Annotated in this window: 20 protein-coding genes; 8 read left to right on the top strand and 12 right to left on the bottom strand. The window is 32.0% G+C overall.

Annotated elements, in window-relative coordinates; all coding sequences use genetic code 11:
- Nucleotides 1-172: 172 nt before the first annotated feature.
- The 5 genes from B3578_RS02980 to B3578_RS02960 form a co-directional block, all read right to left on the bottom strand.
- Nucleotides 173-832: a DUF4240 domain-containing protein gene (locus B3578_RS02980; protein WP_286496108.1), complete on the bottom strand. Its 660-nt coding sequence runs from the start codon at nucleotides 830-832 to the stop codon at nucleotides 173-175.
- Between the two features lie 242 nt (nucleotides 833-1,074).
- Nucleotides 1,075-2,211, bottom strand: a complete 1,137-nt coding sequence (locus tag B3578_RS02975; protein WP_286496109.1) for a glutathionylspermidine synthase family protein — start codon at nucleotides 2,209-2,211, stop codon at nucleotides 1,075-1,077.
- Between the two features lie 9 nt (nucleotides 2,212-2,220).
- Nucleotides 2,221-2,610, bottom strand: coding sequence for a hypothetical protein (locus tag B3578_RS02970; protein WP_219034280.1), 390 nt, complete (start codon nucleotides 2,608-2,610; stop codon nucleotides 2,221-2,223).
- A gap of 6 nt (nucleotides 2,611-2,616) precedes the next feature.
- Complete coding sequence (locus B3578_RS02965) at nucleotides 2,617-2,895, bottom strand: hypothetical protein (RefSeq protein WP_280035742.1); 279 nt, start codon at nucleotides 2,893-2,895, stop codon at nucleotides 2,617-2,619.
- Nucleotides 2,896-2,999: 104 nt separating this feature from the next.
- Entirely contained in the window at nucleotides 3,000-4,511 is a 1,512-nt protein-coding gene (locus tag B3578_RS02960) for a succinate CoA transferase (RefSeq protein ID WP_286496110.1), read from the bottom strand.
- A gap of 195 nt (nucleotides 4,512-4,706) precedes the next feature.
- On the opposite strand from B3578_RS02960, the gene B3578_RS02955 reads away from it, so the two are divergent.
- Both B3578_RS02955 and B3578_RS02950 read left to right on the top strand, forming a co-directional pair.
- Complete coding sequence (locus tag B3578_RS02955) at nucleotides 4,707-5,528, top strand: AraC family transcriptional regulator (protein WP_180906175.1); 822 nt, start codon at nucleotides 4,707-4,709, stop codon at nucleotides 5,526-5,528.
- 8 nt (nucleotides 5,529-5,536) lie between these two features.
- Nucleotides 5,537-6,199 (top strand): alpha/beta fold hydrolase, encoded by a 663-nt coding sequence (locus tag B3578_RS02950; protein ID WP_114999497.1) that lies wholly within the window; start codon nucleotides 5,537-5,539, stop codon nucleotides 6,197-6,199.
- Between the two features lie 39 nt (nucleotides 6,200-6,238).
- Here B3578_RS02950 and truB read toward each other — a convergent pair whose 3' ends face one another.
- The 4 genes from truB to B3578_RS02930 are packed head-to-tail and all read right to left on the bottom strand — an operon-like array spanning nucleotide 6,239 to nucleotide 9,030.
- Nucleotides 6,239-6,949, bottom strand: coding sequence for a tRNA pseudouridine(55) synthase TruB (truB, locus tag B3578_RS02945; protein ID WP_125349728.1), 711 nt, complete (start codon nucleotides 6,947-6,949; stop codon nucleotides 6,239-6,241).
- A 1-nt stretch (nucleotide 6,950) separates the two neighbouring features.
- The gene (locus B3578_RS02940; RefSeq protein WP_125349727.1) at nucleotides 6,951-7,835 is read right to left on the bottom strand and encodes an undecaprenyl-diphosphate phosphatase; all 885 of its coding nucleotides are present in this window, start codon (nucleotides 7,833-7,835) and stop codon (nucleotides 6,951-6,953) included.
- Nucleotides 7,835-8,137, bottom strand: coding sequence for a DUF3098 domain-containing protein (locus tag B3578_RS02935; RefSeq protein WP_052217597.1), 303 nt, complete (start codon nucleotides 8,135-8,137; stop codon nucleotides 7,835-7,837). The genes B3578_RS02940 and B3578_RS02935 overlap by 1 nt, the downstream gene beginning before the upstream one ends.
- Entirely contained in the window at nucleotides 8,137-9,030 is an 894-nt protein-coding gene (locus tag B3578_RS02930) for a cell division protein FtsX (protein ID WP_221855311.1), read from the bottom strand. Before B3578_RS02930 ends, B3578_RS02935 begins: the two co-directional genes overlap by 1 nt.
- Nucleotides 9,031-9,136: 106 nt before the next feature.
- On the opposite strand from B3578_RS02930, the gene rsmA reads away from it, so the two are divergent.
- From rsmA to B3578_RS02915, 3 genes are read left to right on the top strand one after another with little or no spacing between them, the layout of a single operon-like run.
- A complete protein-coding gene (gene rsmA, locus B3578_RS02925; RefSeq protein ID WP_038332430.1) occupies nucleotides 9,137-9,904 on the top strand; it encodes a 16S rRNA (adenine(1518)-N(6)/adenine(1519)-N(6))-dimethyltransferase RsmA in 768 nt (255 codons plus the stop codon).
- A gap of 3 nt (nucleotides 9,905-9,907) precedes the next feature.
- Nucleotides 9,908-11,263, top strand: coding sequence for a magnesium transporter (mgtE, locus tag B3578_RS02920; RefSeq protein ID WP_280046030.1), 1,356 nt, complete (start codon nucleotides 9,908-9,910; stop codon nucleotides 11,261-11,263).
- A gap of 11 nt (nucleotides 11,264-11,274) precedes the next feature.
- Nucleotides 11,275-11,724, top strand: coding sequence for a GyrI-like domain-containing protein (locus B3578_RS02915; RefSeq protein WP_219034286.1), 450 nt, complete (start codon nucleotides 11,275-11,277; stop codon nucleotides 11,722-11,724).
- A gap of 476 nt (nucleotides 11,725-12,200) precedes the next feature.
- Here B3578_RS02915 and B3578_RS02910 read toward each other — a convergent pair whose 3' ends face one another.
- Entirely contained in the window at nucleotides 12,201-13,352 is a 1,152-nt protein-coding gene (locus B3578_RS02910) for a sensor histidine kinase (protein ID WP_219034287.1), read from the bottom strand.
- A 157-nt stretch (nucleotides 13,353-13,509) separates the two neighbouring features.
- On the opposite strand from B3578_RS02910, the gene B3578_RS02905 reads away from it, so the two are divergent.
- Together B3578_RS02905 and odhB are read left to right on the top strand one after the other, a co-directional pair.
- Nucleotides 13,510-16,299 carry a 2-oxoglutarate dehydrogenase E1 component gene (locus tag B3578_RS02905; protein WP_219034288.1) on the top strand — a complete coding sequence of 930 codons (2,790 nt, stop codon included), beginning with the start codon at nucleotides 13,510-13,512 and terminating at the stop codon, nucleotides 16,297-16,299.
- 18 nt (nucleotides 16,300-16,317) lie between these two features.
- Nucleotides 16,318-17,550, top strand: coding sequence for a 2-oxoglutarate dehydrogenase complex dihydrolipoyllysine-residue succinyltransferase (gene odhB, locus B3578_RS02900; RefSeq protein ID WP_185096030.1), 1,233 nt, complete (start codon nucleotides 16,318-16,320; stop codon nucleotides 17,548-17,550).
- A 74-nt stretch (nucleotides 17,551-17,624) separates the two neighbouring features.
- Here odhB and B3578_RS02895 read toward each other — a convergent pair whose 3' ends face one another.
- Nucleotides 17,625-19,937 carry an outer membrane beta-barrel family protein gene (locus B3578_RS02895; RefSeq protein ID WP_286496114.1) on the bottom strand — a complete coding sequence of 771 codons (2,313 nt, stop codon included), beginning with the start codon at nucleotides 19,935-19,937 and terminating at the stop codon, nucleotides 17,625-17,627.
- A gap of 229 nt (nucleotides 19,938-20,166) precedes the next feature.
- Here B3578_RS02895 and B3578_RS02890 point away from each other — a divergent pair, with 229 nt between their 5' ends.
- Nucleotides 20,167-21,636 (top strand): helix-turn-helix domain-containing protein, encoded by a 1,470-nt coding sequence (locus B3578_RS02890; protein WP_291046936.1) that lies wholly within the window; start codon nucleotides 20,167-20,169, stop codon nucleotides 21,634-21,636.
- A gap of 47 nt (nucleotides 21,637-21,683) precedes the next feature.
- Here the strand turns inward: B3578_RS02890 and B3578_RS02885 are convergent, their stop codons facing one another.
- A complete protein-coding gene (locus B3578_RS02885) occupies nucleotides 21,684-23,267 on the bottom strand; it encodes an FMN-binding glutamate synthase family protein (RefSeq protein WP_280035759.1) in 1,584 nt (527 codons plus the stop codon).
- Nucleotides 23,268-23,387: the final 120 nt, after the last annotated feature.

The raw sequence follows: 23,387 nt of genomic DNA, 5'->3' as shown, positions 1-23,387 counted from the left end.
TTAACAAGGGGAAGATTACAAACTATAATAAGTCCAGAAATTAAAAAATAATTGAAAGAGCTATATCCTATTAATATAAAAAAGAAATAGGCAACTACTGAAATTAATGTGACAATTTTCCTTAGAGCACCATCTTCCATTGAAGGAATAAAATGGGTATTAAATATTATCATTATAAAAACTCGTCTTCATCATCAAAATCATCTTCCATTTCGTCGTCGTCAGGAGGATAATCTTCGATAAAAACTTTGAATAATCTTGGACAAATGATTTGCAAATTGGTTAAATTTTCGTCATCCCAATCAAACTCAGGTTTTGGAGATTTTTCGGTATAAAATTTAAAACATTCTTTGTCTACAAAGTCAATAATTTTGTGTTCGAATTTTTCATAGAAAACATTATCAGCGATTAAATGAAAATCTTCAAACTCATATAAATCATCTTCGTTGAAGCCTTCGTTAAAATAATCAGCTAAATTATCAGGATTCAAAATTGCCTTTTCAAACAATTCTTGTCCTTGCGAAATAATCCAATTTTTGAAATAATAGAAATGTGTTGGATCTGTATCATCATTCATAATACAAGCTGCACACCATATTTCAGGCGAATGTAATGAATAGGAGTAGAACTCTAATCGAAGTTGAAAACCAATAATATCCTCGGCAGTTAGATCTTCTAATTCTTGTTCCAAAGCCTTTTCTTGATCTTGCAAATTATTGGCATTGAGCAAAGAATTTTCTATAATTTGCCAAAACAAATCTTCTTCGAGCATACGCGAAATGCGCTCTGAGGGAAGGGTTGAAGAGTTAAACAAATCATCTAAAAAATCCATATTTCTACTTTTTAGTTTGTATTTAGTTGGTTTTGATTCGTAAAAAATTATCTAACGTTTTATTTCTTAAACCTTTAATTGATAAAACATTTTAATAAAATCTTTTTATAATTTATAAATAAAATATGATGAAACCTATTAATTTTTAAACTATTTACAATTTTTAAGGTAATTGTTTGATTTTGTTTAAACTAAAAAATGTCTAATTCGAAGTGGAATTAGACTTTTTGGTTTTAAATATTTTACTCAATAATATGCGGAACAAAACGACTTTTATCGGTTGTAATAAATTGGTCACTTTCGCGGAACGTAATTCCACACGATTCTTGCCCAATAATCCAACTTCCGATAATGGTATAACCTGTTTCTTCGTGATGTAAATTAGCCAAAGCTTGATAAATAAAACCTTCTTCGCCATATTCGCCAGAAGTTTGCTCCGAAATAGCTCCACTTTTTACAACTTCTACATTTGCGCCTTCACGAGATAACAATGGTTTTTTGACATAATTCTTCATCTCTTTTGGTGAATCTGTATAAGCTTCTAATAATAATGGATGATCTGGATACAATTCCCATAAAATTGGTAAAATAGCTTTGTTCGAAAGAATCATTTTCCAAGCTGGTTCTATCCAATTTGCGTTGATTTCATCATTTTTGATGTTGTATGCAAACAACTCGTTCATCATCCATTCCCACGGATAAAGTTTGAAAATATCTGTAATTGGTTCTTCTTCTAAATCAACAAAATTGACATTATTCCAACCGATTTCGTCTACATAAATTAATTTGGTATTAATTCCGGCTTGTATCGCACAATCTCTGATATATTCGATATTCGTCAAATCTTCTAATGATTCTCTCACGCAAGAAAAATGCAAGGTTTCACCTTTCAAATAAGGTTTTAACATTTTCCATGTTTCAATTAATTTATCGTGAACAGAATTGAATTGATCTTTTGTTTCTCCAAAATAATTTTCCATCCAAAACCATTGTACAACACCACATTCAAACAACGAAGTAGGTGTATCAGCATTGAATTCTAACATTTTCAATTGATCATTATCGTAAGCAAAATCAAAACGTCCATAAATACTTGGCGCATCATTTTCCCATGTATCAATCAAATAAGGTTGAATAAATTTTGGAATTTTAAATTCGTCCAAACGATTATTTTGAATCACATGTTCGACAGCATTCAAGCACATTTCCCACAATTCGTTTGTCGCTTCAAAGATTTTATCCGCTTCTTTTTCCGAAATAGAATAGTAATAATCTTCTACCCAATAGGTTTGTTTATTTTCGTCTGTATGATAGCCAAAGCCAATATTTTCTAACCTTTCTTGCCAGTTTTCGTCAGCTTTTATTCTTTTTAATTGCATAAAATTTGTTTAAGATGAAACTGAACGAGAAGAAGCAGATTTTCCGAATCCACCGCGAACAGTTTGACTTTTATACGCTTGCGCTTTTGCTGCGTTTGTTCCGACGTTAGACTGTTGATGCAAACCTTGACTTGCATAGCCCATTCCGCTGCCAGTTAAGCTACGAAAAGCCATAAACCAAAGCAACGAACTTCCCATTCCACCGTGATGCGAACCACCAGAATGAGATGCATAATTTGACGTAACATCTGTGTAAGGAGCAGTAGAATCTGCACGCATATATACCTTTTGTGCATTGTTCGTAACAGGCGCTTCTTCACGATTCATACACGAACTAAGAACCGAAGAAATTAACACTAAAGTCACGACTTTACTTGCTCTTTTTTCTCTTTTATTCATGATAGATTATTGAATGGTTACGTAAATAGGAATTTTGGTAGAGTCGGTAGGTGTATATTGTTTGTGCGTAATCAAAGTATCTACTTTTTCTGCAATCATCAAATCGTTTGACCAAATTTTTTGTTTGGTAATATGTAAAACAGAGTCGCCTTTAGTTTCGGTTGTCAATACAACTTCGCGAGCCGATTTTTTATCAATTTGTTCTAAATTTTGATTTTCGTTTTGATTAGATTGACACGCAAAAAAAGTTGTCAATGGTAGTGTTACTAAAAGTATTTTTTTCATGTTTCTTAGACTTCTAACAAAGTTACATTATTTCACAAAAAAAGCATAATTCAGAATTTCTGAATTATGCTTTTTGAAAAAGTATAGTCTTATTATTTATTATTCTAATGATTCAAAACTAATAATTCTTCTTTTTTCATAGAACCTGTTTGTTTCAATCTTGTATGCCAAGAGAACGCTTCTTCTAAGATATGTGGCGTTTGACCACCTCTTTCTGCACAAGCTCTTTCGAAATAAGATAATAATTCACCTTTATAATCTGGATGAACACAGTTGTTGATAATTTCGATTGCTCTTTCGCGTGGTGCTAAACCTCTTAAATCGGCTAAACCTTGCTCTGTAACAATAATATCTACATCATGTTCTGTGTGATCGTGATGAGAAACCATCGGAACGATAGAAGAAATATTTCCACCTTTTGCGATAGAAGCAGTAACAAAGATTGAGATAAATGCATTACGAGCAAAATCTCCAGAACCTCCAATACCATTCATCATGTGTGTACCAGAAACATGAGTTGAGTTTACGTTACCATAAATATCACACTCTAAAGATGTATTGATTCCAATAATTCCTAAACGACGAATAACTTCGGCTGAGTTAGAAATAGATTGAGGACGTAAAACAATTTTATCTTTATAATTGTCGATGTTTCCTATAACACGGTCATAACATTCTTGAGAAACTGTCATAGAAGATGCCGAAGCAAACTTCATTTTTCCAGAATCAATTAAGTCAAATGTAGAATCTTGTAAAACTTCTGAGTACATTACTAAATCTTCAAAATCAGAATGTTCTAAACCACCTAAAACAGCGTTTGCAACTTTACCAATACCACATTGTAATGGCATTAATGATTTTGTAAGACGACCTTCTTCAACTTCATTTTCGAAGAATTTCACAATGTTTTGAGCAATTGCAGCAGTCGCTTCATCAGCTGGTTGAATGTCTCCTGGAGCATCTTGAATGTCGTGAAAAACAATTCCAACAATTTTAGAAGGATCTACTTTTATTGTTTCTGTTCCAATTTTTGTATCACAAGCAGTGATGTTAATTGGTGTACGTTTTCCATATTCTTCTACACTATAAATATCGTGAATACCTTTTATATTTGTAGGGATAGACGTGTTAATCTCAATGATTAATTTGTCTGCATTTGCAGCAATTTCAGCATTATTACCGATAGAAGTTGTAGGTACTAAAGAACCATCTTCTAAAATTTCAGCAACTTCTAAAACACCTAAATTAATTTTAAATTGTCCATCTAAAATATGTTCAGCAGTTTCTCCTAAATGCTGATCGATAAATAAAACATTACCTGCATTTATATTTTTACGCATTACAGTGTCTACTTGGAATGGTAAACGTTTTTTTAATGCTCCACTTTCTACTAAAGCTGCGTCTGTACCATGTCCTAATGAAGCTCCTGTTACTAAAGTGATTTTTAAATTTTCAGATTTGGCACGCTCCGCAACAGCTTTTAATACAACTTTTGTATCGCCTCCTCTTGTAAAACCACTAGAACCAACAGTCATTCCATCTTCAAAAAATTTGGCAGACTCCTCTGCTGTCATTACTTTTGACTGTAAGTTAGTTAATTTTATTCTTTCCAACATAATGCAACTTTTTCTTTCTAATACTATTCAATAATTGTTCCCTTCTGAACGAAGGGAATTACAAATATTGGATTAATTAATAAAAAGTTAATATTAAAAATAGTCAAATAATTATCTATTTCGGACATTTTTATTTGTGTACATTATACATCATATCAAATAAATTATTATATTAGTTCGCAGATTAAAGAAACTATGAATATACATTTGGATAATAAGTTCGAAACACGATATTACCTAACCGAAATTGACAAATTACCAACCTCAATTTTCTGTTACCATAAGGAAATTTCGGAAGCATACGTGGTAGAACATAAACATAACAAAGCGCAATTTCTTTATTGTGAGGGAGGAATAGTTTATGTAAAAATAGGAAAAGATACTTTTTATTTACCTGCAAGACACTATATGTGGATACCGCCTCATGTGGAACATAGTATACACCCAAATACACCAGAGGTGATTATGAGAAATTTATATTTCCCTATTAATGAAAGTGATAATTCGTTTTATAAAAAAGTAGGAATCTATCCTGCTGATGGATTGTTGTTAGAGCTTTTATTATTTTCTAACCAATGGAAAGGAGATATTGTTCCAGAAAACAGAAGCGAATATGTAATTGCACAAGCTTTTAAAGAAATATTACCTAAAGTAAGCAAAAGTAGTTTACGATTAGCTCTTCCATTACCACACGACGAACGTCTGAAAAAAATCGTTCAATTCTTAGATGATAATATGGATTCTTCGATTACAATGAAGAAAATTACAGCCGAATTCGGTTTCTCTGAACGATCATTATCACGATTATTCCAAAAAGATTTGAATATGACATTTGTTCAATATTTCACTATTTTAAGAATGTTACGCGCTTTACAATTGTTAATTGATAATACGTATTCAATCAGTGAAATTTCGACAATGGTTGGTTACAATAGTTTACCAACATTTAGTAATACATTCCAAAAAGTAATTGGAGTTCGTCCAACAGATTACTCAAAGAAAAAAGATATATTATAAATTAAGGTATGAAAATTTATCAAGTAAGTGGATTAGGCGCAAACGCAAATGCTTTTCGAAATCTACGCTTGGAACAAGATTTTGAGCAAGTTTATATTCCTTGGTTAGATCCAGAGAAAGATGAAACTTTGGCTCATTATACCGAAAGATTATTAGATAAAATAAATCCCACAGAAGATTTTCTTTTGATGGGATTATCTTTTGGTGGAATAATTGTGCAGGAAATGAATCGTTTTATTAATCCAAAACATACATTTCTGATTTCGACAGTGAAGAATAGGGCAGAGCTTCCGAAGTTATTTCGATTCTCGGCTTCTATTAATGCACATAAAATAATTCCGATGAGTTTCTTAACTTCGGATCGGACATTTTCGTACATGATGATGCGAAAATTATATTATACTGATCGAGAAAAAGATAATATTGACGATATTTTTGAGTTTCGAAACAAAGAATATTTAAGTTGGTCGATTCATAAGATTGTAAACTGGGAACATTCTACAGCTTATCATGAAGAAAATATTACACATATTCATGGTACAAAAGATATTGTTTTTCCGATTGAATATATCAAAGATGCAATACAAATAGAAGGCGGAACACATATTATGGTGATGCAAAAGCCAAAATTAGTGAGCGATGAAATAAATAAAGTATTAATCACTTTATAACTAAAAAAAGCTTGAACATTTGTTCAAGCTTTTCTGATTTTATACTTCTTCTGTTGTATTTTCTTCTTCAAAATAGCTTTTTTCTAAAGCGAAATTTTCAGCATTGATGACATCAAATTCGCCAATTTTTGTACGACGAAGTGCTGTTAAATATCCACCAGAATTGACTGCTTTTCCAAAATCAAAAGCCAAAGAACGAATGTAGGTTCCTTTGCTACAATTCACTTCAAAATCGACAAAAGGTAAATCTATTTTTGTAATTTTAAAATCGTGAATCGTTATTTTACGTGCTTTACGTTCTATTTCTTGACCTTCGCGAGCTAATTCATATAAACGTTTTCCATCTACTTTTACCGCTGAATGCATTGGCGGAAATTGTTCAATTTCTCCAACAAATTGTTTTGTTGCTTCGCGAATAATTTCTTCTGTGATATGATTTGTCGGAAAAGTTTCATTTTCTTCCGATTCTAAATCATAGGTAGGCGTTGTAACACCTAATTTAATTGTACCAGTATAAGTCTTTTCTTGCGCCTGAAATTCATCAATGCGTTTTGTCCATTTCCCTGTACAAACCAATAAAAGTCCAGTAGCTTTTGGATCTAAAGTCCCAGCATGTCCAACTTTTATTTTCTTTAAGTTATATGCTTTTCTAATGTTCCAACGAATCTTATTTACAACATCAAAAGATGTCCAATCAAGTGGTTTATCAATCAAAAAAACGTGACCTTCTTGTATTTTTTCTACATTCATCTTATTTGTGCTGAATCATTGTAGTTTCTACTGAAGCGGCATTGTCTTTTTCTGCTTGTGTTGGAGAATTATATGAGAAATAAATCAATAAAATAATTCCGATGATTATTCTGTACCACCCCCAAAATTTGAAACCATATTTTGTTAAAACTGCGATAAATGTTTTCACTGCGATTAATGCTACAATAAATGCTACAACATTTCCAATTAAGAATAATATAATATGGTTTTGATCTTGTAAAATCATTTCATAACCTTTCATTGGTGTTGCAGTATCTTCTCCCCAAGTTTTAACAAAAATAGAATAAACTGTAACCGCTAACATTGTCGGAACCGCTAAAAAGAATGAAAATTCTGCAGCTGCTTTACGCGATAAACCTTGTGTCATACCACCAATAATAGAAGCGGCAGAACGAGAAGTTCCAGGCATCATCGCCAAACATTGCCAAAAACCAATGATAATTGCTTGTTTTAATGTGATGTCTTTTTCATCATTAATTTTAGGATTTTTGAACCATTTATCTACAAATAATAAAATGATTCCTCCGAAAACTAACATTCCAGAAATAGCAACTTGATTTCCTAAAACAGCCTCGATTTTATCATCGAATAGTTTTCCTAAAATAAGTGCAGGAACAACCGCACAAGCTAATTTGATATAAAAATTGAAATTGAAATTTTTGAAGTCAAAGAATTTTTTCCAATATAAAACTACGATTGATAAAATTGCTCCAAATTGTATCGAAACTTGAAACATTTTTAAGAATTCGCTTTCTGGCATTCCCATCAAAGCTGCTGTGAATCCCATGTGTGCTGTAGAAGAAATTGGTAAATATTCGGTAAGACCTTCTATTATAGCAATTATAATTGCTTGTAAAGTATTCATTATTTTTCTTTATTCGGATTGATTAAAATGGCATAAATCTCGACGATGAAACCAACGACAACTAAAAATGGCGCTAATCTAATTCTACGAAAAGAATAGATTTCGTCGTTCCAATAATTTGCATCCCACGTTCCATCTGGTCTTGTGTTGGCATCGTGTCCTGTCATTAATAAAAATCCAAGACCAATTAGTGCAACACCAATTGCCATGAAAATGTAATTTCTTTTTCCGAATAAAAAAGTAAAACCAGCATCATTTGTAGATGCTGATTTTTTTGTTGTATCGATAGAATTTGATTTCATTAATAAAGTTGATCAGTTTTTAATCTTAAATAACGCCATGCAGCAAACAATGTACTAAATACGGCAATGACAACTCCAATTCCAATTAAAATAATAATAAGTGGAGTGAAGCTTGGGTTCCAAAGTACTAAACCAACTTTTGTTGCTAAAATGTACCATAAGAAACCTAATCCTACAGCTGCAATAAATGCTGCTAAGAAACCTAAAACTGCGGCTTCTATCAAGAAAGGTTTTACAATGAAACGTCTACGCGCTCCAACTAATTGCATTGTTTTGATGCTGAAACGTTTTGCGTATATTTTCAGACGAATAGAGTTGTTGATTAATACAACAACGATTACCAAGAAGATAACAGCAAAAATCATAATCCAGAATGTAATTTTATTGATGCTGTGGTAAATCGTTACCATCGCTTCTTTGTCACTTTTTACTTCGTCTACAATCGGATTTTTAGCCAATACCTTATTAATAGAATCAATTTGTTCAACAGATTGTATTAATGCAGGATTCAATGTAATTTGAACTGATGCAGGGAAAATACTTTCTTCGAAGAAATCGCTACCATCCGTACCCAAATCTTTTTTCGCAATTTTAGCTGCATCCTCTTTGCTGATATACTGTGTAGCTTCAACAAAAGGATACTTCACTTTCAACGAATCGATATAAGATTTTTGTAAATCAAGCTCCTTATCTTTTAATTTTGGATCTTCGACATCTTTAAAATATGCCTCGATTTTTAACTCTCTTTTTAGATGTTCTGCGTAACTTTGTGCATTAATGACAATTAAGCCGAAAATACCTAATAGAAATAAAACAAGCGAAATACTAATCACAACAGTGATGTTAGAAGATCGCAGTCTTTTTTTCTCAAATTTATCGTTCGTTTTTGACATTTGGGTTAATTTTGGGGCTAAGATAAAAAAAACTTATTTCGCAAGAAAGATATTCCGTATATATTCTACGGTAAGTTGGTTAAAGAAAACTTAAAATTTAGAATTTTTGAAAGTAAAAGCTAAAAAACATTTAGGTCAGCATTTTTTGAATGATGAAAATATTGCACGAGACATCGCCGAAGGGTTAACTTGGGAAGGTTATGATCGTGTCTTAGAAATTGGTCCAGGAATGGGCGTGTTGACAAAATATATTTTACAAGCAAAGAAAAATATAGAGGTTGTGGAGATTGATACAGAATCAGTCGAATATTTAAAAGAATATTATCAACCATTTTACCCAGGATTTAAAATTCATTCCGAAGATTTCTTGAAAATGGACTTTTCATCAAAGTTTGATGAACAAATTGCTATTTTAGGAAATTTTCCGTATAATATATCTTCGCAAATTATTTTTAAAGCTTTAGAAGAGCGTTACACTGTTCCCGAAGTTTGTGGAATGTTTCAGAAAGAAGTTGCCGAACGTATTGCATCAAAAAAAGGTACAAAAGATTATGGTATACTTTCTGTTTTAGCTCAAGCGTATTATCATTGTGAATATTTGTTCACTGTTCCAGAACACGTTTTTACACCACCACCAAAGGTGAAATCGGGCGTTATTATTATGAAACGCTACCGAACAGAAATTGAAGGAGTTGAACAGAAACGATTTTTTCAAGTGGTAAAAGCTGGTTTTGGACAAAGAAGAAAAACGCTTCGTAATTCGTTGAAGGCTTTGGGTATTCCTGAGGATTTAAACGATCACGAGTTTTTGAATATGCGCGCAGAACAATTATCTGTCGAAGATTTTATTGAGTTAACGAAAAGAATGAAATAGATTATGGAGGTAAAAATTACAAAAGATTTTATTGAACATTTAAACGAAAGTATTAATCAGCAAAATGCAAAAGCAGTTAAGGAGATGTTGCAAGATTTGCACCCTGCTGATATTGCTGAATTGTTTGATGAGCTTTCGACCAAAGAACAGTCTTTTGTAATTGATTTACTCGATAATGAAATTTCTGCTGATATCCTTCTTGAATTAGAAGAAGATGATCGACGTAAATTCCTGAAAACGCTTACTGCAAAAGAAATTGCCGAAGATGTCATCAATGAGATGGATACCGATGATGCAGTTGACGTTATCAATGAACTTTCTGATGAAAAGAAAGATGAGGTAATTGCACAATTAGAAGACCAAGAACATGCCCGTGAAATTGTAGATCTTTTGCGCTATGACGAAGATACGGCTGGAGGTTTGATGGGAAAAGAGTTGATAAAAGTTAACAAAGATTGGTCGGTAATCACAGCGGTAAAACAAATGCGAAAACAAGCTGAGGATTTAGAAGAAGTTTTCTCGATTTATGTAGTTGATGAAGATGAAAAATTACTTGGAACATTGAGTTTAAAGCGTTTGTTGACAACTTCTGCGAACACTAAAGTGGCAGATGTTTACAATGAAAAGATCCAATATGTAAAGACCTATACAAAAGATATGGAGGTTGCGAAAGTAATCGAAAAATATGATTTGTACGAAGTGCCTGTAGTGGACGAGTTAACGCGTTTGGTAGGTGTAATTACGGTGGATGATGTGATTGATGTGATTCGTGAAGAAGCTGAAGAAAATTATCAATTAGCAGCCGGGATTACTCAAAATGTCGACTCTGATGATAATATATTGAAATTAACTCGCGCTCGTTTACCTTGGCTTTTATTGGCTTTGGTAGGTAGTTTTGTAGCAGTTAATGTGTCGCAAAGTTTTAGCGATGCGATGAATTTGTATCCGCAATTATTCTTTTTTACGCCGCTTGTTGCTGCCATGGCAGGAAATGTTGGTGTGCAATCTTCTGCGATTATTGTGCAAGGTTTGGCGAATAGTAATATTTCGGGTTCTATTTGGAAAAGATTAGGAAAAGAAATGTTATTAGCTTTATTGAATAGTACATTATTAGCTTTTGTACTTTTATTGGCGACACATTTCTTGATGAGCACAAGCTACGAAATTTCTTCAACCATTGTTTTAGCTTTAGTTATTGTGATGATTTTAGCAAGTTTGATTGGGACATTTATTCCAATTATGTTGCATAAATATGGTGTTGATCCTGCTATTGCAACGGGACCATTTATCACAACAAGTAATGATATCTTTGGTTTGTTGATTTACTTTTCGATTGCGAAAATGATTTTAGGATTTTAAAAACCTTAAAAATGAATAAGTTGAAAATTATAGGAATAACGACTCAAACGTCTAATAATGATAGTCAAGCGATTGATGATTTAGGAAAATTGTGGCATCAATTTTTCGATGAGAATATAATTGCTAAAATTCCAAATGCAATTAGTTCTAATATTTATTCTGTTTACACAGATTATGAAAGTGATTTTACAGGAAAGTATATGACAATTATTGGTTTAGAAGTTTCTTCATTAGATGAAATTCCAGAAGGTATGGTTGGTCGTGAATTTGAGCCACAAACATTCAAAAAATATATTGCCAAAGGAGAATTGCACGAAGCAGTTGGGAAAACTTGGACAGAAATTTGGAATGATGATGCAAATCTAAATCGCACGTATAAATATGATTACGAATTGTACACCGAAAAAGCTCAAAATCCTGCTGATGCAGAAATTGAGATTTATATTGGTGTAAAAGAATAGTAATTAATACTGATATATTAGAAAATAATATTAAAAAAATGAGCTGAAAGTAAAACTTTTCAGCTCATTTTTTATTTTGGATATTTTGTAGGATTTCTATGCGCATTAAAAACTGCATAAATAAAAAAGTTTTTTCTTCTTCATTAGTTTCAAAAAAAAACAAATAAGGAAAAGATCTAAAAGGTTTTGAACGCAAATTTCTATAGTTCACTTGATAGAAAGGATTATTTCCAAAGTTTCCAAAACTTAAGATTTTGCCGCAGATGTAGAAAAGTTTGAATAATAAGAAAGAGCTTGTTCAATATCTTGGGCAGCTTCAGAAGAAATTCTAGTCTTATAAATCATATTTTTCGTGTAATTCTTTCAATACATCTTTTGCGTTCATAATTATTAATTTTACAAAACAGTTGTCGTTCTAACAAAGTCACAAAAAGTATACCTCATTATATAATCAAGATTTTGTGTAATATTTCTGATTATTTTTTCAATAAAATCTTAAACTCAGTTCCCGTTTCTTTAGATGATTTAGCTACAAATATTTTTCCTTTGTGATAATCTTCGATAATTCGTTTTGCTAATGATAATCCCAATCCCCAACCGCGTTTTTTGGTAGTAAAGCCAGGTTGAAAAATCTTTTTCTGCAATTTGGTCGGAATTCCAGAACCTGTATCAGCAATAGAAATTTCGACAAATTTACCTTTCGTTTTTATATCGATATCCAAAACGCCTTTATTTTGCATTGCATCAGCGGCATTTTTCATCAAATTTTCGATAACCCAACTATATAAAGAAGAATTAAGATTGATGTTAAATTCATCGACATCGGTAGTAAAGTTTAATTCAATTCCTTTCGAAATGCGTTGCGAAATATAATCCACTGTTTGTTTGGAAGTTGAAATAATATCAGTTTGTTTGAGTTCAGAAGTTGAACCAATTTTCGAGAAACGTTCGGCAATATGTTTCAATCGATCCACATCTTTTTCAATTTCTATGACTGAAGTTTGATCGATTTCTTCCAATTTCAATAATTCGACCCAACCCATCAACGAAGAAAGTGGTGTACCAATTTGATGTGCCGTTTCTTTTGCCATTCCAGCCCATAAATAACTTTTTTCGGTGTCACGAACTGTTTTGAAATACCAGTACGAAAATCCAAAAAACAGTAAAATCAATAAAATAATGATGAGTGGATAATATTGTAATTGATTGAGAAGTTTTGAATTTTTGAAATAAACATAATTTTTAGTTCCGATTAATTCAACATCAATTGTTTGTTCCGACGATTTCATTTTGTTGACATATTTTTTTAATTGAACCGAATCTTTTACGATGGATTCATCAATATTTTTGGTGTCTACAATAATGCCTTTTTCGTCTACAAGTGCAACAGGGATCGATTTGTTGTCTTCAATTAATTTGAATAGAAAATCTTGCGTTTTCGGATCTAAAAATTCTGATGAGCTTATCAACTCTAACGATCGCGCATAATTCTCTACACGTTTGTGTTCTTCACGTTTTAGCTCTTGTACAATTTTATTACTCGACCATATTGTAATAGCGAAAATCACAAATATTATAAAGAAGCCAATCCAACGTTTGTTTATTTTTTTTGTTAGAAAATTTCTCATCTAAATGTAAAATCTTTCTTAAATTTATATCAAATGTAATGATTATTTGATTATAATATATTTTTATGGCGAGATAAGATAAATATGATGAAAGTAATTTTTTTTAAAGCCTTAAATAGTTTATTTTTGTAGCTAAATCTCATAGAGAGTAAAATTTATGGATCGTTTTTCGTTTTTAAATGCCGCTCATTTAGAGTTTATAGGCGACTTATATGATCAATACGTCCAATATCCGGATAGTATTGAACCAAGTTGGAAAGCTTTTTTCCAAGGGTATGACTTTGCGAATGCAACATATGATGGAGAGCCATTATTTGCACCAGCAACACAAACAGCTCCTAACAAAGCTAGTCAAACAACGCAAGCAGTAGTTAATCCTGCAGTAGTATCTCAAGTTCCAGACAACGTACAGAAAGAATTTAAAGTAATCAATTTGATTGATGCTTACCGTTCTCGTGGACATTTGTTTACTAAGACTAACCCAGTTAGAGCGCGTAGAACTTTTGAACCTTCATTAGACATCAAGAACTTCGGTTTGACAGATGCCGATTTAGGATTGACATTCAATGCTGGTGAAATTTTAGGTATTGGTGGACCAATCACTTTACGTGAAATCATTGGACACTTAGAAAACATGTACTGCGAATCTATCGGAATCGAGTATATGTATGTAAGAGAACCTCAAAGAATTAATTGGATTCAGAATTGGTTAAACCAAAACTTGAATCAACCAAAATTATCTAAGGAGGAGAAAGAACGTGTTTTAGAAAAGTTGAATGAAGCAACTGCTTTTGAAAACTTTATGCACACGAAATATGTTGGACAAAAACGTTTCTCAGTAGAAGGAAATGAATCTTTAATTCCTGCTTTGGATACATTGATTAACCGTTCTGCAGATCACGGCGTACAAGAGGTTATCGTAGGGATGGCTCACCGTGGTCGTTTGAATGTTTTGGCTAACATTTTTGGAAAATCATATTCTCAAATCTTTTCAGAATTCGAAGGAAAAGCTTTTGATACAGATTTAATGGCTGGTGATGTTAAATATCACATGGGATCATCAAATCAAATCAAAGCATTGAATGGAAAAGATATCCGAATCAATTTAGCACCAAATCCATCTCACTTAGAGACTGTAGATGCAGTTGTAGAAGGGATTACACGTGCAAAAGTTGAGGAAGATTACAAAGATGATTATTCTAAAATTATTCCAATCTTAATTCATGGTGATGCTGCTGTAGCTGGACAAGGAATCGTTTACGAGGTTGTTCAAATGGCAGGATTAGACGGATATAAAACAGGTGGTACAGTACACGTTGTGGTAAATAACCAAGTTGGGTTTACAACAAACTATTTAGATGCGCGTACATCTACATATTGTACAGATGTTGCTAAAGTAACATTGTCTCCTGTAATGCATGTAAATTCTGATGATGTAGAAGCGGTAGTTCACGCTTTCCGTTTTGCAGCAGATTATCGTGCAGAATTCGGTTCTGATGTATTCATCGATTTATTAGGATACCGTAAATATGGACATAACGAAGGTGATGAACCAAAATTCACTCAACCTAAATTATATAACTTAATCGCTAAACACCCAAATCCTCGTGAAATTTACAAGGATAAATTATTAAAAGAAGGTGTAATAGGAGAAGAAATCGTTAAACAAAAAGAAGCAGAATTTAAAGCTCTATTAGAAACGAATTTCGAAGCTTCTAAAGAAATTGAGCGTAATCACATTTTCCCTTTCATGCCAGAAGAGTGGGAAGGATTTGAAATTGCTGATGATGCAAAAGTTTTTGAACAAGCAAATACTTCTTACGACGAAGCAAAATTAAAAGAAATTGCAAAAGCTGTTTCTACAGTTCCTGAAGGTAAAAAATTAATCAAAAAAGTTTCTCGTTTAATTGAAGGACGTGGAAAAATGATTGAGGAAGATAAAATTGACTGGGGATTAGGAGAAGCTTTAGCTTTCGGTTCTATCTTAACAGACGGACGTAACGTGCGTGTTTCTGGGGAAGATGTAGAACGTGGAACTTTCTCTCACCGTCATGCGGTTGTAAAAACTGAAGACACAGAAGAAGAAATTATCTTATTAAACCATATCAATAATGAACAAGGTCAATTAAGAATCTATAATTCATTATTATCTGAGTATGCAGTTTTAGGTTTTGATTATGGATATGCAATGGCAAATCCTAAAGCGTTAACTATTTGGGAAGCTCAATTTGGAGATTTCGTGAATGGAGCGCAAATCGTAATCGACCAATATATTTCTGCAGCAGAAGATAAATGGAAATTACAAAATGGTTTAGTAATGTTATTGCCTCATGGATATGAAGGGCAAGGAGCAGAGCACTCTTCAGCACGTTTAGAGCGTTTCTTACAAATGTGTGCTGGTAACAATATGTTTGTTGCAAATATCACAACTCCAGCTAACTTCTTCCACGCATTAAGAAGACAGGTTGTAACAGATTACCGCAAACCATTGGTTGTAATGTCACCAAAATCATTATTACGTCATCCATCAGCAGTATCATCATTAGCAGATTTCGCAAATGGAGGTTTCCAAGAAATCATCGAAGATGTAACAGTAGATGCGAAAAAAGTGAAAAAAGTAGTTTTCTGTTCAGGAAAAATCTACTACGATTTAGACAAAAAACGCCAAGAATTAGGTGATAAAGAAACTGCAATTATTCGTTTAGAGCAATTATATCCTTTAAATGAAGAAAAAGTAGATGCTATCATCTCTAAATTTGGTAATGCTAAATTGGTTTGGGCACAAGAAGAACCAGAAAATATGGGAGCTTGGATGTATATCTTACGTAAGTTAAGAAAATATCCATTCGACGTAGTTTCTCCAGCAGAAAGTGCTGCAACAGCACCAGGTTCAAGTAAACGTTGGGCTGCAATTTACGAAGAGGTAATTAATAAAGTATTCAATTAAAAAATAAAGCTAATAGATATGTTAGAAATGAAAGTCCCATCACCAGGGGAATCAATCACAGAAGTAGAGATCGCTACGTGGTTAGTAAAAGACGGTGATTACGTAGAAAAAGACCAAGCAATTGCTGAGGTTGACTCAGATAAAGCAACATTAGAATTACCAGCAGAAGAAAGTGGAATTATCACTTTGAAAGCGGAAGAAGGTGATGTTGTAGAAGTAGGACAAGTTGTTTGTCTTATTGATACATCAGCTGCTAAACCAGAAGGAGGAAGCGCTCCAGCTGCAGAAGCACCAAAAGCTGAGGTTAAAGAAGAAGTAAAAGCTGCTCCAGCTCCAGTTGCTACGCCAGCACCTGCTGCTCCAGCTGCAACTTACGCTACGGGAACTCCATCTCCAGCGGCTAAAAAAGTTTTAGACGAAAAAGGTATCGATGCTTCTCAAGTAAAAGGTTCAGGACGTGACGGACGTATCACTCAAGATGATGCAGCTCGTTTTACACCAGCAATGGGAACTTCTACTCAAGGAACTCGTGCTCAATCAGAGAAAAAATTATCATCATTACGTCGTAAAATTGCACAACGTTTAGTTTCTGTTAAAAATGAAACTGCAATGTTAACTACATTCAACGAAGTTGATATGTCTGCAATTTTTGCTTTACGTAACCAATATAAAGACGAATTCAAAGCTAAACACGGTGTTGGTTTAGGATTCATGTCTTTCTTTACAAAAGCAGTTACACGCGCATTAGAGTTATACCCAGACGTAAACTCTATGATTGACGGTGACTACCAAGTAAAATTTGACTTTGCTGACGTTTCTGTTGCAGTATCAGGACCAAAAGGTTTAATGGTGCCAGTTGTACGTAATGCAGAAAACTTAACTTTCCGTGGTGTTGAGCAATCTATCAAAGATTTAGCAATCAAAGTACGTGACGGAAAAATTTCTGTTGATGAAATGACAGGAGGTACATTTACAATCACTAATGGTGGTGTATTTGGATCTATGATGTCTACACCAATCATCAACCCACCTCAATCAGGTATCTTAGGAATGCACAATATCGTTGAGCGTCCAGTTGTTAAAAACGGACAAATTGTTATCGCTCCAATGATGTATGTTGCTTTATCTTATGACCACCGTATCATCGACGGACGCGAATCTGTAGGATTCTTAGTTGCTGTTAAAGAAGCGGTAGAAGATCCATTAAACGTATTAATGGGAGGTGACGCTAAAAGAGCTTTAGAATTGTAATACATAAAACATTCTAACAATCCATAAATTGAAAGCCATTCGAAAGAATGGCTTTTTTGGTTTATAAGTTGAGATTACCTAATTCTCCCTTCCTCTTCATTTACTTTATTCTCTTTCGAGATGGTTTTATTCAATCGGCCAAAATTATATTTAACACTAACTGATAGTTCTTGATAATCGACTAAAAATAGATTTTTAGAACTTATTTTATCATAATTCAGTGTTTCGCTAAATTTCATTTGTTTGAATAAATCATTGAAACGAATAGAAAAATCAAAGTTTTTGTATGATTTTGTCAATCCAAGATTAACGATAACTTGAGAATTTCGATCATAAATTCCTTCAGTTCGTTTGCTTAACCAATATCCATCAACCATAAAGTTGAAATCTTTTCCCAATTTGAAATTGTGATTAGAGTATAAATAGATATACGGAATCGATTTTTTTAACACAGCTTTTTCATCAATTATTTTACTATAAATTATAGCTAAACTAATTTGTGTTGACCAAAATTTATATTCGAATGGAACATCCAAAGCAACAGAAATGTTTTTTTCTTTTTCGAAATTAATCGTTGTAAATGTTGAAATATTTCTCACATCATTATAAATTAATGTATAATTCATCGGATTTTTACTTTGATAATACGTCACATTCATGTTCCATTTTTTTAATGAATAATTCGCTGAAAATGTGTCGGTGTAAGTAGGTAAAATATTAAAATTTCCACTGTATTCGATATAAGGACTTCCGTACAAATTCCCAGAAGAAAGATTGCTGTAATTCGGTCTGTCAATCGTACGTTTATAGTAAATTGTTAACGCATTTTTATTATCAAAAGTGTAATTAATTTCTGCATTCGGAAACCAATCGATGTATTTTTTATCAATATCCGAAAGTTGTTTTATTTCATCAAGACCTTTAGAATTAGTCGTTTCTGTTCTTAATCCAGCTTTATAATTCCATTTTTCATAATTTTTAGTGTATTGCAAATAGGCGGAAAGATTCAGTTCTTTGAAATTATAAAGAAATTCTTCTGATGATTGTTGAGGAAAAAATGTTTCATTATTCGTCTCAGATTTAGCGTGTGTAAAACGTCCTCCAAATTCAATTTTTTGATCAGATTCAAACTTTTTCTCTACATCAAATTTTCCTGCAAAAACCTTAAGACGATATTTTTGATAGCGCGATTGATTGTATTCGACATCATTCTCATTAATCTTATTATAAAAATCATATGTTGTTCCTGTATTATAAATCGTGTATTGTAATCCTGTTAAAATACTTGCGTCAATTGATTGAATATTTTTATTGTAATTCACCAAAGTATTCACAAAATTTCGATGATTTTCATTATCATTTAACGTTAAAATAGATTGATTTTCATTGTTTTCGGTATATTCTGTTTTGGTATCAAGCAAACCTTTATCTTTTCTAAAATTTGAATTAATAGCAAACGAAAAATAATCTCCAGATTCATTTAATTCCTGAAAAAAGCTTGTGTTTACAATAAAATGTGGACGTTTAGTTTGCGATTTTATGAAATAATTGGACTGAATATTTTTGTCTTTTATGCGATAATCGAATCCATTTCCTTCCCACGGATTTAGTTGATTATAAGATGCGTTCAGTTTAAATTCGCTTTTATTTTTACGAATTTGAAAAGTCGAATTGAAATAATTATTAAACTTTCTTTTGAAAGATAATGTTTCTTGCAAAGTCAATTTTAAACCTTCTTTTTTACTTTTCTTTAGATTAATTTTTACGATAGATTTTCCATTTGCTTCATATTTAGCAGAAGGGTTTTTGATAATTTCAATCGATTTTATGTCCTCAATTGCTAAACTCGAAATGGTAGAAAAATCAACTTGTTGATCGTCCAAATACAACAAAGGATTTCCTTTTCCAATAATCGTCAATGTTTCTTGATCTGCGCCTAACATGACGCTTGGTAATTTTGAAAATAATTCTTTAGTTGTAGCAAGTTTATTAAAATTTGAATTGGCGACATCAATATTATAATTGCCATTTTCTATTTTGAAAGTTTCTTTTTTTCCATTGATTATAACTTCATCAATTTGTACAGTTTCATCAATATTTAAGTGAAATGTTTTATTTTCGTTTAAATAAAAAGGTTCTTCATCTTGAATATTATTGTCATAAATAACAGAAATTAAATAGATTTTAGGTTCTAAATTTTCAAAGTTAAATTTAGAATTTTCAGTTTCAATTGTTTGAATAACATTTTGAAATTCATCGTATAAAATAACTTTTGCGTGAATTGTTTTTGACTCTTTTTCTGATGAAATATAGCCTGTAATCGAATATTTTTCTTGTGCAAAAGCAAAAGAGCTAATCAAAATGAGAATTAATTGTAGAAACTTCATAATAAAATTGTGTTGATTATTGTTTTACTTACATTTAGAGGAAGTAAAATTTTTGTTTGAACAATTTTAATTTATATTTTTAAATGTTTTTTATCAACTTGGTGTCAAATGATAATTGTTTACAATATTATTTAAATTAAAGAAATACAATATGTTACGTTTTATGATTTCGGGAAATAGGTTTCTTAAATTTATTATAGTTATTCTATTCATATTCAGTTCAGTAAATATGTTTGGAAAAACACAAAAAGATAAAGCTGAATTTTTGCGTCAAAAAAATAATGATTTGGTTGAAGAAAATCTTCGAATTATTGATTCAACGATTTCAACAGCTTATCGATTGAATGATAAAGTTGTGTTGAGTGAAGCTTATATCGAAAAAGGAAATTATTTTTTGGAGCAACGTAATTACAATAATGCATTGAAAAATTTCACCATTTCGAAACAACTATCAACTGAAATAAAAGATGATTTTACATTTTATTCTTCGCTTGTTGGAATTGCGAAAACAAAAGAAAACTTACATGAAATCAAGGAATCTATAGTGTTATACGAAACTTCTTTATCATATTTCGAAAAGCATAAACAGCAACCAAAATCGTTCAGCATTTATCTTTCCATTCTTGGGAAATTGTCTTATTTATATAGCAAAACAAATCATCTGAACAAAAGTGATTATTACAACAAAATTGAATTATCTGAAACGGTTGATACGGTAAATTATCAATATGCTTTGAAGAATAAAGGAATAATTGATTTCTACAAAAAAGATTATAATTCGGCATTTAATACATTGAAAAAAGCACAACAAGCTTTCTGGAAGCAAAATGATATCAAATGGTATGTGATTTCGGAGCAATTTTTAGGTGAAATTTTATATCAACAAAAGCGAAATAGAGAAGCAATCCAATATTTTGAAAATGTTGTGGAATTCTCAAAACAATATAAAATTCTTGATGAAGAACTGCGACTTTCTTATGAACGAGTAGTTGAATACAACGAGAAATATGGAAATAGTCGAGATAAATTATTATCTGTAAATAATTTATTGTCTTTTGATAGTTTATTTTATGTGGCTGATCATACTGTTTTGAAACCAAATCTCGAGAAATATGAAAATACATTCCTGAAAACTGAACGAAATTTATTGAAAGAAAAGAATCAAAACTTCAAAAGATCTTCATTTTTTGGTTTAGTAGTAATTCTATTTTTTGGTGGAATTGTTTTTTATAAAATGAATCAAAAACATCAAAAAAAGAAGAATTATTTACAAAAATGTCTTGATGAAATAATAATACTTGAGTTAGATATTAAGGAAGAAAATCAATTAGAAAAAACAAAATTCGAAGTTGAAATTGATGAAGATTTCGAACAAAGTTTGCAATTATTTGAAGAACAAAAGTTATTTCTAAATCCAAAATTTTCGTTGAATGATTTGGTTCTAGAATTGAACGCCAATCGAACAATTGTGTCAAATTATATTAATCGTTCGAGATCGAAAAATTTTAACCAATATATCAATGAATTGAGAATTAATCATCTTTTGAAACGAATTGAAAATGAGCCAAATCTCAAAAAATACACAATTGATGCGTTGGCAGAAGAAACAGGTTTTAATTCGAGAAAGACTTTTTCAGATGCTTTTTTGGAACATACAGGTTTTCGTCCGTCTCAATATTTACGGAATATTCTTGAATAAAAAAAGCAATCCAATTGGATTGCTTTTTTACTATTATATGAAATTGATTAATTGACTTTACTTAATGTACGAATTCTAATTTCTTGTAAAACATCTTCTACAGACATTCCTACATATGCACCTTCTTCTACAATTGGGTATAATTGATCGTAAGACATAATACGTGTATTGTCGATACGTAAATTTACGTGATAACGATTGAAATCTCTGTGAGATTTAACACCTGTTGCAGAAATTAACTCAGATAAAATATGCATTGTTTTCTTGTGGAAATTATACATACGAGTTGCTTTATCTTCTACGTCTAAACCTTTCATTAATTCACGATCTTGCGTCGCAACACCAACAGGACATGTATTTGTATTACATTGTAATGCTTGGATACATCCTACAGCCATCATCATTGCACGAGCCGAATAAACTAAATCCGCACCAATAGCCATTGCACGAGCAATGTGGAAAGAAGAAATAATTTTTCCAGAAGCTACAACACGAATATCTTTTTTAAGACCATAACCACGTAAAGTATCAACTGCAAAAGCTAAACCATCTAACAAAGGCATACCTAAAGAGTTTGAAAACTCTACAGGAGCAGCTCCAGTTCCTCCTTCACCACCGTCAATTGCAATATAATCTGGTTTGATACCCGTTTTAATCATTGCTTCACAAATCTCGATAAACTCACGTTTAATCCCAATACACAATTTAAATCCAACTGGTTTTCCACCTGATAATTCTCTTAATTGTTTGATGAAATGTAACATTCCTTCTGCATCAGAGAAAGCTGAGTGAGATGGAGGAGAATCAACAGTTGTATATGGTTCTACAGCACGAATCTTAGCGATTTCTGGAGTATTTTTATTTGCTGGTAAAATTCCTCCGTGACCTGGTTTTGCACCTTGAGAAATTTTCAACTCAATCATTTTTACATTTGGTAAAGTAGCACGCTCTACATACTTATCTGGATCGAAACCACCATCAGCTGCACGACATCCAAAATATCCTGTACCAATTTGCCAAATCAAATCTCCACCTGGCTGTAAGTGATATGGAGAAATTCCCCCTTCACCTGTATTGTGCGCAAAGTTTCCTAATTTGGCTCCTTTGTTCATTGCTAATACAGCATTTTCACTTAACGAACCGAAAGACATTGCAGAAATGTTTAATAAACTTGCTAAATAAGGTTGTTTACATTCGCTTCCACCAACTTTTACACGTGGATCATCAGCATGTTTGATTTTTCCTGCATACATCGAGTGATTTAACCACTCATATCCTGGTTCATAAACATCTAATTGCGTCCCAAAAGGAACTGTGTCAATTACATTTTTTGCACGACGATACACCATACTACGCATCAAACGGTCAATAGGTTTCCCTTCAGTATCCGTTTCAACAAAGTATTGCATAATTTCTGGACGAATACTTTCTAACAAATAACGTCCATGTCCAATAATTGGAAAGTTTCTTCTGATAGCGTGTTTTGTTTGCGAGATATCTGCAAATCCTAAAGCAATCAAAGGAAGAATAATTATTAAAGACCATAAGATACCTGGCCAAAAATAAGAGATTACTCCAATTGCAACAAGAGTAACGATAGATCCTACTACGAAAAGTTGTCTTACTTTCATAAGTAAAAATTTAAATGATTTTGATTAAAAATTTGGTGTCAAATATATCTAAAAAAACTCGGTTTAACGCCTATATTTCTGAAATAATTTCTTTTAAATTGTTGATTTCAAACGTTAGAG

It is taken from the genome of Empedobacter sp. UBA1574 (assembly GCF_002322895.1).
In the GTDB taxonomy this organism is placed as follows: domain Bacteria; phylum Bacteroidota; class Bacteroidia; order Flavobacteriales; family Weeksellaceae; genus Empedobacter; species Empedobacter falsenii_B.
The sequence above is the reverse complement of the archived record's forward strand: the minus strand, read 5'-3'. Positions and strand labels throughout refer to the sequence as shown.